12 protein-coding genes are annotated in these 11,770 nt (G+C 68.3%); 7 read left to right on the top strand and 5 right to left on the bottom strand.

Going from position 1 to position 11,770, the window contains the following annotated elements:
- The first annotated feature begins 23 nt into the window (after positions 1-23).
- The 4 genes from purM to LRA89_RS09270 are packed head-to-tail and all read left to right on the top strand — an operon-like array spanning position 24 to position 2,554.
- Positions 24-1,130, top strand: coding sequence for a phosphoribosylformylglycinamidine cyclo-ligase (gene purM / locus LRA89_RS09285; protein WP_230769920.1), 1,107 nt, complete (start codon positions 24-26; stop codon positions 1,128-1,130).
- A gap of 40 nt (positions 1,131-1,170) precedes the next feature.
- Positions 1,171-1,692, top strand: coding sequence for a phosphoribosylglycinamide formyltransferase (gene purN, locus LRA89_RS09280; protein WP_230770016.1), 522 nt, complete (start codon positions 1,171-1,173; stop codon positions 1,690-1,692).
- On the top strand, positions 1,689-1,955 hold the full coding sequence (locus tag LRA89_RS09275) for an MmcQ/YjbR family DNA-binding protein (protein WP_230769919.1): 267 nt from the start codon (positions 1,689-1,691) through the stop codon (positions 1,953-1,955). The genes purN and LRA89_RS09275 overlap by 4 nt, the downstream gene beginning before the upstream one ends.
- Positions 1,952-2,554: a hypothetical protein gene (locus LRA89_RS09270; RefSeq protein WP_230769918.1), complete on the top strand. Its 603-nt coding sequence runs from the start codon at positions 1,952-1,954 to the stop codon at positions 2,552-2,554. The genes LRA89_RS09275 and LRA89_RS09270 overlap by 4 nt, the downstream gene beginning before the upstream one ends.
- 133 nt (positions 2,555-2,687) lie before the next feature.
- Here the strand turns inward: LRA89_RS09270 and rsmA are convergent, their stop codons facing one another.
- From rsmA to LRA89_RS09250, 4 genes are all read right to left on the bottom strand, one after another.
- Complete coding sequence (rsmA, locus tag LRA89_RS09265) at positions 2,688-3,518, bottom strand: 16S rRNA (adenine(1518)-N(6)/adenine(1519)-N(6))-dimethyltransferase RsmA (protein ID WP_443024955.1); 831 nt, start codon at positions 3,516-3,518, stop codon at positions 2,688-2,690.
- Positions 3,515-4,507, bottom strand: a complete 993-nt coding sequence (gene pdxA / locus LRA89_RS09260; RefSeq protein WP_268934907.1) for a 4-hydroxythreonine-4-phosphate dehydrogenase PdxA — start codon at positions 4,505-4,507, stop codon at positions 3,515-3,517. Before pdxA ends, rsmA begins: the two co-directional genes overlap by 4 nt.
- A gap of 13 nt (positions 4,508-4,520) precedes the next feature.
- Positions 4,521-5,882 carry a peptidylprolyl isomerase gene (locus LRA89_RS09255; protein ID WP_230769917.1) on the bottom strand — a complete coding sequence of 454 codons (1,362 nt, stop codon included), beginning with the start codon at positions 5,880-5,882 and terminating at the stop codon, positions 4,521-4,523.
- Positions 5,883-5,973: 91 nt separating this feature from the next.
- Positions 5,974-8,211, bottom strand: a complete 2,238-nt coding sequence (locus LRA89_RS09250; protein ID WP_230769916.1) for an LPS-assembly protein LptD — start codon at positions 8,209-8,211, stop codon at positions 5,974-5,976.
- A 169-nt stretch (positions 8,212-8,380) separates the two neighbouring features.
- Between LRA89_RS09250 and LRA89_RS09245 the strand changes: the two genes are divergently transcribed.
- The 3 genes from LRA89_RS09245 (at position 8,381) to ndk (ending at position 10,899) form a co-directional block, all read left to right on the top strand.
- Complete coding sequence (locus LRA89_RS09245; RefSeq protein ID WP_443024956.1) at positions 8,381-9,859, top strand: leucyl aminopeptidase; 1,479 nt, start codon at positions 8,381-8,383, stop codon at positions 9,857-9,859.
- 107 nt (positions 9,860-9,966) lie between these two features.
- Entirely contained in the window at positions 9,967-10,404 is a 438-nt protein-coding gene (locus LRA89_RS09240) for a DNA polymerase III subunit chi (RefSeq protein ID WP_230769914.1), read from the top strand.
- A 72-nt stretch (positions 10,405-10,476) separates the two neighbouring features.
- A complete protein-coding gene (ndk, locus tag LRA89_RS09235) occupies positions 10,477-10,899 on the top strand; it encodes a nucleoside-diphosphate kinase (protein WP_055756278.1) in 423 nt (140 codons plus the stop codon).
- A gap of 108 nt (positions 10,900-11,007) precedes the next feature.
- Here ndk and LRA89_RS09230 read toward each other — a convergent pair whose 3' ends face one another.
- Positions 11,008-11,763 carry an SIMPL domain-containing protein gene (locus LRA89_RS09230; RefSeq protein ID WP_162236470.1) on the bottom strand — a complete coding sequence of 252 codons (756 nt, stop codon included), beginning with the start codon at positions 11,761-11,763 and terminating at the stop codon, positions 11,008-11,010.
- Positions 11,764-11,770 lie beyond the last annotated feature (7 nt).

The raw sequence follows: 11,770 nt of genomic DNA, 5'->3' as shown, positions 1-11,770 counted from the left end.
CGCGATGTGGCTAACCGGCTCCCATGAGCAATGAAGGCGACCGCGGCGGCGGCTATACCTACGCACAGGCAGGGGTTTCGATCGCGGCGGGCAACGCGCTGGTCCGCGCGATCGGACCGCTCGCGAAATCCACCCGGCGGCCCGGCGCGGATGCCGAACTGGGCGGATTCGGCGGGGTGTTCGATCCCAAGGCGGCGGGGTTCAAGGACCCTTTGCTGGTCGCGGCGAACGACGGCGTCGGCACCAAGCTGAAACTGGCGATCGAGCATGATGCCCACGACGGCGTCGGTATCGACTTGGTCGCGATGTGCGCCAACGACCTGATCGTGCAGGGTGCCGAGCCGCTGTTCTTCCTCGACTATTACGCCAGCGGCAAACTGGTCGCGGACACCGCCGAGCGGGTCGTCGCCTCGATTGCCGAGGGGTGCCGGCAGGCGGGCTGCGCGCTGATCGGCGGCGAAACGGCCGAGATGCCCGGCATGTATGCCGATGGCGACTATGACCTCGCCGGCTTCTGCGTCGGCGCGGTCGAGCGCGAACAGTTGCTGACCGGTGACAAGGTGGGCGTGGGCGACGTGATCCTCGGGCTCGCCTCCTCGGGCGTGCATAGCAACGGCTTCTCGCTGGTACGCCGGCTCGCGGCGGACCGGGGGTGGAAGCTCGACCGGCCGGCGCTGTTCGATCAGGACGTGATGCTGATCGACGCGCTGATGGCGCCGACCAAAATCTATGTGAAGCCGCTGCTGCCGCTGCTCCGCGCCGGACGTATTCATGGGTTGGCGCATATCACCGGCGGCGGGTTGCTGGAGAATATCCCGCGCGTGCTTCCGCAAGGCGCGCATGCCGTGGTCGATGCCGATGCGTGGGAACAGCCGCGATTGATGGCGTTCCTCCAGGCGCAGGGCAATATCGAGCCGGAGGAAATGGCACGGACGTTCAACTGCGGTATCGGCATGGTGCTGCTGGTGTCGGCCGACACCGCCGATTCGGTCGCCGCCGATCTGGCCGCAGCAGGTGAGAGCGTGGTGCGGATCGGCACCGTCGAGGCGGGCGAGAAGGGCTGCACCGTCAAGGGCAACGTGGAGACATGGAGCGCGCGGGCGGCATGGAGCGCGACTCATCTTGGCTAAACACCGCGTCGGCATCCTGATTTCGGGACGGGGATCGAACATGGCGGCGCTGGTCGCCGCCGCGCAGGCCCCCGATTGCCCGTATGCGGTCGTGCTGGTCGCGTCGGACAAGCCCGATGCCGCCGGGCTGGCGCATGCCGCCGGGCGGGGCATCGCGACCTTCGCCTGTTCGCCCAAGGGCATCCCGAAGGCCGAGTATGAAGCGGCGATCGACGGCGCGCTGCGCGATGCGGGCGTCGGGACGATCGCGCTGGCCGGCTATATGCGGCTGCTCTCGCCCGGTTTTGTCGCGCGGTGGCGCGACCGGATTGTCAATATCCACCCCTCGCTGCTGCCAAAATACAAGGGGCTCGACACGCACGCGCGGGCGATCGCGGCGGGGGATGCAGAAGCGGGCTGTTCGGTGCATGTCGTCACCGAGGAACTGGATGCCGGGAGCGTATTGGCGCAAGCGCGCGTTCCGATCCTGCCCGGCGACAGCGCGGATACGCTGGCGGCGCGGGTGCTGGCGGAAGAGCATCGGCTCTATCCGCGAACCCTGGCGGAGTATGTGACGCGATGAGTGAATGGCTGGACCGGGTACGCGAAACCGCTTTGCTGCTGCCGGGCGCGGCCGAACAGAGCCACGGCGACGAACGCGCATTCTGTGTCGAGGGCGAGCCGTTCGCGCGGGTGGCGGGCAGCGCGCTGTCGGTACGCACCGCCGATGGCTGGACGCCGGTATCGCTTGAGGGTGACGTCGACTGGCGGCTGGTCGACGACGCCATCGCGCGCGGATGGGAACTGACCGCGCCGCGCGATCTGCTGGAAGCCGGCGGGCGGTGAGCGAGGCCGACGAAGCCCGCGCGCAGCGTCGCCGCTGGATCACGCTGGCCGAAGGCGTGGCGGTGGCGGGCGTGGTGATCGGCGGGTTGACGCTATGGAACAACGTGTCCGAACGGCGCAGCGTCGACGCCGATCGCGCGGCGGCCAGCGCCTCGGCGGCGAAGGCCAAGAACGCGCTGGCGATCGTCGCCACGCCGGCCGGGGGCGGAGACCGGCTGACCCTGAGCGCCGCCGACCGGCGGATCGAGCGGATCGCGGTGCGCTTCCCGCCCGCATTGAAGGTGTCCGAGCGGACTGCGGTGGGCGACGTGGCAATCGACGCCGACTGGGTGCGTGCGCCGCTACTGGCGATCACCGATGGCGGCAAGGATGATCTCGAAGGGCGATTGCCGGTCGAAGTAACCGCGACATGGTTCGATGGCGACAACGAGCGGCAGTCGAGCGCGATCTACGATCTGGTGTTCGCGACCGAGGGACGGATGATCGGCGGGCGATCGTTGCGGTTGAAGGCGCTGGCCCGGCGCGAGGCGGCGAACGGTGGCGTGGCGCGGCGGCTCGATACGTTGTGGGCGGCGGAGCTGGGGCGGTTGGCGGGGTAGCTTCTCCTGCCTCATCGTCATTTCCGCGAAGGCGGGAATCCATAGCCGCTGACGTTTCGGGCTTGAGTCGCTTCGGTGGCGGCTATGGATTCCCGCCTTCGCGGGAATGACGAATGTGGGTGAGGATGATCCCCTACCCCAACACCCTCGCCAGTTCGACGAACTCCGCCACGCTGACCGTCTCTGCTCGTCGCGTCGGGTCAATGCCGATCGCCTCCGCCGCCGCCAGCGCGCCGGGAACGCCTTTCAAGCTCTGGCGAAGCATCTTGCGGCGCTGGCCGAAGGCGGCGGCGGTCAGCGTTTCGAGGGTGCGCAGGCGAACGCCGTCGGGCGCGGGCGTCGGCACGACATGGACGACCGCCGACATGACCTTGGGTGGCGGCGTGAAGGCGCTGCGATGGACCGGCATCGCAATGCGCGCGGCACTGCGCCACTGGGCAAGGACGGCTAGGCGGCCAAAGGCATCGTCGTTCGCTTGCGCGACGATCCGGTCGGCGACCTCGCGCTGGAACATCAGCGTCAGGCTCTGCCACCATGGTTCCCAGTCGGCCGACAGCCAGCCGACGAACAGCGCGGTGCCGACGTTATAGGGCAGGTTGGAGGCGATGTGCGGCTTGCCCGCGAACAGCGTGCGCGCATCGATCTCCAGCGCGTCGCCCTCAATCACGCGCAGGCGATCGGGAAATGCCTCGCCCAGTTCGGCCAGCGCGGGGATGCAGCGGCGGTCGCGCTCGATCGCCGTCACCTTGGCACCCGCCAGCAGCAGCGCGCGGGTGAGGCCGCCGGGGCCGGGACCGACTTCAAGGACTTCGGCATCGTGCAGGTCGCCGGGCACGCGGGCGATCCGGCCGAGCAATTGTTGGTCGAACAGGAAATTCTGTCCCAGCGCCTTGTTAGCCGACAGGCCGTGGCGCTGGATGACCTCGCGCAGCGGCGGCAGGTCGTGGACGGGGGCGATGCTCACCGGGCGGCGGCGCGGCGGGCCGCTGCCTGGCCAGCCATCGCGATCGCGGCGATCATCGCGCCCGGTTCGGCGCGGTCCTCGCCGGCGATGTCGAACGCGGTGCCGTGGTCGGGCGAGGTGCGGACGATCGGCAGGCCGAGCGTGATGTTGACCCCGTCGTCGAAATGCAGCGTCTTGATCGGAATCAGCGCCTGATCGTGGGTCGGGCACAGTGCCGCGTCGTAACGGGCGCGGGCGCGCGGATGGAACATGGTGTCGGCGGCCAATGGCCCGACGATGTCGATCCCATCGCCGCGCAGCCGGGCGATGGCGGGGGCCAGCACGTCGATCTCCTCGCGGCCGATCGCCCCGCCCTCCCCGGCATGCGGGTTGAGCCCGGCGACGGCGAGGCGCGGCGCGGCGATGCCGAAGTCGAGCATCAGCCCGCGCACGGTCGCGCGCGCGCGGGCGACGACCAGTTCGGTGGTGAGCAGGCGCGGCACGTCGGCGATCGCTTCGTGGATGGTCAGCGGCACCACGCGCAGCGTCGGTCCGGCGAGCATCATCACCGCATTCTCGCGCGCCACGCCACAACGTTCGGCGACGAATTCGGTCTGCCCGGGATAGGTGAAGCCAATGCGGTAAAGCTCACCCTTCGACACCGGCCCCGTCACGAGTCCCGCTGCCGCGCCCGACCGGGCAAGACCGGCGGCGAGTTCGAGCGACTGGAGCGTGCAGTCCGCCCCCTCGGTATCGGGGCGGCCAGGGACGATCGATCCGCCATCGGCGACCGACAGGACGGGAAGCGCGCGACCGAACACGGCGGCGGCACGCGCCGGATCGTCGATGCGCTCGACCGGGCCGGACCACACCGCGCCGACCGCGCGCACGTCGCCGACCGCGAAGAAGCACGGCAGGCGGTGGGCGTCGCGTGAGGCCCATGCCTTGGCGATCACCTCCGGCCCGATGCCGGCGGGATCGCCCATGGATACCGCGAGGGGGAGCGTCACGCCCGGCCCCCGATCAACGATATTCGATCACCGCGTCGCGCCGCAGATCGCGCAGCATGCGCTGGGCGCGCAGGTTCACGCGCTCCTGCTGCAACCCGTCCTGAATCTGTTCGGCGCTGGGCACGGTGCCGCCGCGCGGATCGTCGCGACCGCACACGATCAGCACGCGGATGCCGTCCTTGGGCGACCCGAACGGCGGGGTCGCCTGTCCGACGTTCAGCTTCAGGATGATCTCCTGAAGCGCCGGCGGCAGGTTGCGGATCACGACTGAATCATTGTCGACGACCTCGGCCTTTTCGGACTGCGCGACCTTGGTCGCGTCGCCGCAGCCGCGGATGCCCTGCGTCGCGGTGGCGAACGATGCGGCGCGCTGCGTCGCCTGCGCCTGCGTCGTGCCCGGCGGGAACGGCAGGGTGAGCTGGCGCAGCGCCACCTTGGCATCGCGCGGATCGGCCATCAGCACCTGCCGCTTGTCGGCGAGGTAGAGGATCGAATAGCCGCCCGGCACCTCGATCGGTCCGGCGATCTGGCCGACCTGCATCTGCGTCGCGGCGCGCTGCAACTGGTCGGGCAGCATGTTCAGGCGGACCCAGCCAAGATCGCCGCCGACCGCGCGGGTGGTGGCTTCGGAGAAGTTGCGCGCGAAATATTCGAACGGCGCACCCTGGCGAATCTGTTCGACGATCTTGGTCATCGCCGCCTGTACCTCGGCCGCGCGGTCGGGCGTCGCCGAAATATAGATTTCGCGGAGGCTGTATTCCTCGGTGCCCTTCGACGCTTCGAGCCGGGCGCGGATCGCCTCGACCTCTTCCTCACCGACGTTGATGAAGGGTTCGACCTGCTTGCGCAGCAACCGGCTCCACGCCAGCTCACCCTCGATCTGGCGGCGCAGCGAGCGTTCCGACGAGCCGACCGAGCGGAGATAGGCGCGAAGCTGGTCGGGCGTCTGCTGAAACCGCTGCTTAGCGAGGCGATTGAAGCTCTGCTCCAGCTCGGGCGCGGTGACGGTGATGTCCTTCGCCTTCGCCTGCTGGATCTGCAGCGTCTCGTCGATCAACTGGCGCACGACCTGCCCGCGCAGCACCTCGCGGTCCTCCGCGCTCAGCTTGAAATCGTTGATCGCGACGATCAGCGCCATGCGCTGGTCGACGTCGGTGCCGGTCAGCACCGTATCGTTCACGATCGCGGTCGGCTTGCGGATATTGGGGTCGACCTTGCCGAAGATGGTCGGGTTGCCCGGCAGGTTCAGATTGGCGCCGGGTACCTGCTGTCCGTCGCTGACCGTCTGCGCGGCAAGCGCGGTGGCGGCGGCTACGCTCAGGATACCGGCGATCGAACGGCCGAGGCGGGTGGCATTCACGATGTTGTTGGTCACTTGGTCGTACTATCCCATGCGCACGTCGGCGACGTGCCTGCCGAACCATTCGGGCCAAATCATGGCCCGTCGCGGCTGAACGCAGCCTTATCTATCGTCCCAAATTCTTGAACGCCAGCGTCACGAGATAGCTGTTGCCGCTGCGGGCGTCGCCGATCCGCTGATAATCGCGTTTCCACGTCAGTCCGAGGCGGAGGCAATCGTCCTCATATTGCGCGCCGATACGGTGGCGGATCGGGTCATAGCCATCGGATACCGACAACGCATCCTCCGACCGGTCGGTCAGATCGATGGTGGTCGAGGCGAAGGCCGACCAGAACGGACCGAAGGCAACACGGCCGGCGGCGCGGATTTCCTCGCGGTCCTGCAAATCCTCCAGCTCGCTGATGTCGCGGTTGAGGCGGAGATAGCCGACCTGGACATAGGTGCGGCGCGATCCGACCGTCGCGTCGATCTCGTTGCGGCGGATTTTCAACCCGTCCTTGTCGAGCCGGTAGCGGTGGGTGAGCGTCACGAGTTCGCGGAAGCGGACATCGGTGCGCCCGACGAAATCGGAGAAGCGATCGTCGAGCCCGGTGCCGTTGGGCAGGATGCTGGCGCGCTCGGAAGTGCGATAGCTCTGGCCGATCGTCGTCTGCACCGCCACTCCGGGCAGGTCGAGCGCATAATCGAGGCCATAGGTGACACGCGACGAATCCTCGAACCGGTCGTAGCCGGCGAAACGGTTGAGCGCGAAGAGGTTCGAATCTTCCAGATCGACCGCGCGGGCGTCCTCGTTCGGGACGGCGAGATTGGCGATCTTGGGCGAGGCGACGAGCTGGACGCGGGGGCTGATGCGCTGCGTACCCCGGCCGACCGCACCGACGAACGGCCAGCGCATATCGACCGCCAGCGCGGCGATGCCGCGCGGGGTAAAGCCCTCGTCGCCGCGGTAGCTCAGCACGGCGGTATCGATGACGTCGCGCGTGTTATAGGCATCGAGCCGGCCATAGGCGGTGAAGGTCACTTCCTGCCCGAGCGGGGTGTAGCGCGTCAGGTCCCACCGCGCGGCGGCGAAGGCGCGCTGGGTATCCTGCCCCTCCGACCGGCCGATCGCCAGCGTGTTGAGCTGAACCTGCGCGACCCCGCCGAGCAGGCCGTTGAAGCGGCGGCGATAGTCGATTTCGGGGAGCGCCACCGGCTGCATCCCCTGATTATCGCCGACGCGCAGCGTCTGCACCGCCCAGCCGCTGATCGACAACATCGAGTCGCGGTCGATCCGTTCGACCGAGATATTGTTGCGTAGCCGGTCGTCGCGCGAGATGTCGTAGCGGCGCAGGAACGTCTGGTCGGTGGTATAGCGCAGCGATCCCGACACGCTCCAGTTGGGATCGAGCTGGAACCGGCCGGTCGCATCGACATAGCCACGGAACGACTGCTGCGTGCCGGTGGGCGCCGCGCCCAGCACGAGATCGTCGCTGCGCCGGCTGACCGTCGCAAAGCCCTGTACCCGGTACGCGCCGTTGCGGCCCAGCGCGCGATATTCCGCTTCGAGCATCGGCAGTACGGCGGTGAAGACGTGCGGCGTGATCGTCAGGTCGCGATTGCGCGCGAGGTTGAAATAATAGGGCACGGCCACTTCGACGCCGTTCACCCGGTCGAGCCGGATCGACGGCGCGAGCAGCCCCGAATCGCTGTTGCCGCCGATCGAATGCGAAAACGACGGCAGCGGAATCGTCGGCAGGCCGAAGAGCGTGAGGCCCGCGCCGGTGTAGCGGATACGCTTTCGCACCGGATCGTAGCGGACGCGCAGTGCGGTGATCTTCCACGACGGTTCTTTGGGACAACCGGCCGACGTGGTGACGGCGCACGGGGTATAGGCCGCGCTTTCGACCGTCACGACGCCGTTGTCGGAACGGGTGCCGCGTCTGGCGGCGATACGCCCGCCTTCGTCGAGGACGACGAGCATGTTGTCGACCACGCCGTCCTTCAGCGTATCGGTCAGCTCGATCCGGTCGCCATAGGCGATGTCGCCCTGCGGATTGGTGACGGCGATGTTGCCGGTCGCCACCACCTGCCCCGACTTGCGGTTCCACGTCACCCGGTCGGCGCGCAGGCGATTGCCGTCGCGCAGCAGCCGCACTTCGCCGCTGGCGGTGACGATGTCGGCGTTGCTGTCATATTCGAGCAGGTCGGACGAGAAATCGATCTGGTCGGCGCTCGCCGGCGTCGGCAGCGCGCTTTCGGGCGGCGGCGGAGGCGCGGCGCGATCCTGCAGGTCCTGCGCCAGCGCAGGGCCGGCGACCGCCAGCGTCAGGCCAAGGGCCAGCGACCCGAACGCACGCTTCACTAGTCCAGATTCCCCAATGCCGTCGGTGCCCTGATCGCGCCTGTCGCAACGCCTATTGCATCGTCGCCCGGGAACCGCAATCGCCGTCCACCCGCTTTACGTGCCGGGACGGGCGCGCCAAGATGGCCGGCGCGCCGACGCCCGCGTAGTACAAAGGAAATTCATGTCGATCTCGATCCAGTTCGCCCAGCGTAGCGAAACTCCCCCCGCCCTCGTCCTGCCGATCGCGACGGGCGGGCTCGACCGCGTCGCCGCCGCCGGACTGGATGATGCGGTTGCGGCGCTCGTCGCCGGCGCGGCGCGGGCGGGTCGCTTTGATGGCGATGCGGGATCGATCGCCGAGGTCTTCGTACCCGGCATCGAGGGCGGCGACGCGGGTCGGGTGATCCTGCTCGGCATCGGTGACGGCGGCGGCGTGGCGCTGGAAAAGGCGGGCGGCGCGCTGACCGGGCGGTTCCTGCTGTCGGGCCTGACCGAGCTGACCGTCGATTTCGGCGCGCTGGCGACCGCGCCCGACGCGGCGGGCGTCGCGCGGTTCGCGGCGACGGCGGCGCAGCGCGGCTGGCGGCAGGACGGCTATCGCACCAAGCTGCCCGAGCGATCGAAGCCGACGCTGACGACGATTACCATCGTTGGTGCGCCCGACGGGATCGACGACGCGTTCGTCGCCGCCGATGCGATCACGCAGGGGCTGAACCTTACCCGCACGCTCGTCACCGATCCGCCGAACGTCCTCTATCCGGTCAGCTTCGTCGAGAAGTGCCGCGAGCTGGAAGCGCTGGGGGTCGAGCTGACCGTCCTCGACGAACGGCAGATGGCCGAACTGGGCATGGGCGCGCTGCTGGGCGTCAGCCTCGGCTCGGAAAAGGAAGCGCGGCTGCTGGCGATGCGCTGGCACGGCAAGGGCGGCGACACCACCGACGTCGCGCTGGTCGGCAAGGGCGTGACCTTCGACACCGGCGGCATCTCGCTGAAACCCGGACCCGGCATGGAGGACATGAAGTGGGACATGGGCGGTGCCGGCGCCGTGGCGGGCGCGATGAAGGCGATCGCCACGCGCAAGGCGAAGGCGAACGTCGTCGGCGTCGTCGGACTGGTCGAGAACATGCCCGACGGCAAGGCGATGCGCCCCGGTGACGTCGTCACCAGCATGTCGGGCCAGACGATCGAGGTGCTCAACACCGACGCCGAGGGGCGGCTGGTGCTGTGCGACGTGCTGACATGGGTGCAGCGGACGCATTCGCCCAAGACGATCGTCGACCTTGCCACGCTGACCGGAGCGATGATTATCAGCCTTGGCAGCGAGCATGGCGGCATGTTCGCCAACGACGATTCGTTGGCCGACAAGTTGTTGGCGGCGTCGAAGGAGTCGGGCGACCTGTTGTGGCGCTTCCCGCTGTCGCCGGCGTACGACAAGCTGCTCGATTCGCCGATCGCCGACATGAAGAACATCGGCCCGCGCGGCGCGGGATCGATCACCGCCGCGCAGTTCCTCAAGCGGTATATCGAGGACGGCGTACGCTGGGCGCATCTCGACATCGCCGGGATGGTGTGGGCCGACAAGCCGGGCACCCATCACGACAAGGGTGCGACCGGGTTCGGCGTGCGGCTGCTCGACCGGTTCGTGAAGGACAATTTCGAGGAATAGCCGTCATTCCCGCGCAGGCGGGAATCCATTGACGCCGACGTAGCGAATGGATTCGAAACGGCAGCGGCAATGGGTTCCCGCCTGCGCGGGAATGACGAAAAGGCGTCATGAAAGTCGACTTCTACCACCTGACCCGCAGCCCGCTCGACCGGGTGTTGCCACGCATCGCCGCGCGGCTGCACGACGCCGGCGAGCGGTTGCTGCTGCTGTCGGACGATGCCGACCAGCGCCGCGTGATCGACACGCTGCTGTGGACCTATGCACCCGACAGCTTCCTGCCGCATGCCGAGGCGGGAACCGGCAACGACGCCGCGCAGGCGGTGCTGATCGCCGCCGACCCCACCCCCGCCAATGGGGCGCGCAACGTCGCGATCGTCGACGGGCGCTGGCGCGACGCCGCGCTGGGGTTCGACCGTGCGTTCCACTTCTTCGGCGAGGATCACATCGCCGCCGCACGCGCCGCATGGAAGGCACTGGGCGAGCGCGACGGCATCGAGCGGCGCTACTGGCGGCAGGGCGACGGCGGCTGGGAACAGGCGGCGTGAGCCTTGCTTGTCGGGGGTTGCCCGACTAGGGAGCCGCGACCAAAACACCATAACGCAGGAGCCGCGACCACCATGGCCGCCACCCGTACCTTCTCGATCATCAAGCCCGATGCCACCCGCCGCAACCTGACCGGCGCGGTCACCAAGATGCTGGAGGAAGCCGGTCTGCGCGTCGTCGCCTCCAAGCGCATCCAGATGACCCGCGAGCAGGCCGAGGGCTTCTACGGCGTCCACCGCGAGCGTCCGTTCTTCAACGACCTGGTGTCGTTCATGATCTCCGGTCCGGTCGTCGTGCAGGTGCTGGAAGGCGAGAACGCCGTGCAGGCGAACCGCGACATCATGGGCGCGACGAACCCGGCGAACGCCGATGCCGGCACGATCCGCAAGGAACTGGCCGAATCGATCGAAGCCAATTCGGTCCACGGTTCGGATTCGGAAGAGAATGCCAAGATCGAGATCGACTTCTTCTTCAAGCCCGAAGAAATCGTCGGCTGATCCTGCCCGGCCGGTGCCCGGTTGCGGGTGCCGGCCGATTACCGCGTGACGTTTGCTTCATCCGAACCGAAGCGTCGCCCCGGCGAAGGCTGGGGCCTCAGGCGGCCCCTACCGCGCGATCGCGAAGCGGGCGTAGACCGTGGCGCGGGTTTCGATCGGTTTCGGCTTCACGTCGATCGGGATCGGAGGTGGGGGTGCCGGAGGCGCAGGCGGACCGGCGCTGCGGCTCACGCCCAGCGACTGCACGACCACATCGTTGATGCCGGTCTGATCGGTAAGTGCCAGCAAATCGCCCAGCCGGACTCCGGCCCCGGTCGCCAGCGTTTCGGCCCGGTTGCGGGCATCGACGATCGCCGCCGCCGTCGCCCGACGCTTCGCCGCCGCCACATCGGCCAGCTCAAAATTCTGCAGTCGCGCGTCACGTGCGCCGAGCCGTCCGGCAAGACCGATCGCCGTACCGATCCGGTCGATCGCACCGGTCCGCACCATGCCGCTGATTGTAGCAATATAGCCGACGACCGCGCAGTCGCCCTCGCTCAATCGCGGTCGACCATAAGGATTGGTGTCGCATTGCGGTCCGCGAACCTCGCCGATCGCCACGTCGCCCGTAGTCATTTCCGTATCGCGGCCGAGCAATCCGCCCAGGCCGTCGCGGATCGCGCGCTGGGTCGTGGCCAGCGCGCGACTGGCATCGTCAGCGGTTTTGCCCTCGCCGCGCACCGAATAGGCCATCCGCGCGCGATCGGGCCTCGTCTCGACAGTCGCGCTGCCCTGCACCTGAATGTTCGGTGCGCGCTCCGCCTCGGTCTGCGCCAGTGCGGGAACGGCGATCAACGCGGCTGTTCCCAGGATCAACGTCCGCATCATCTCG

Origin of the sequence: Sphingomonas sp. Leaf4, assembly GCF_920939515.1 — a bacterium.
In the GTDB taxonomy this organism is placed as follows: Bacteria; Pseudomonadota; Alphaproteobacteria; order Sphingomonadales; family Sphingomonadaceae; genus Sphingomonas.
Note: the sequence above shows the minus strand (reverse complement) of the source record. Positions and strands in the feature narration are given on the sequence as shown.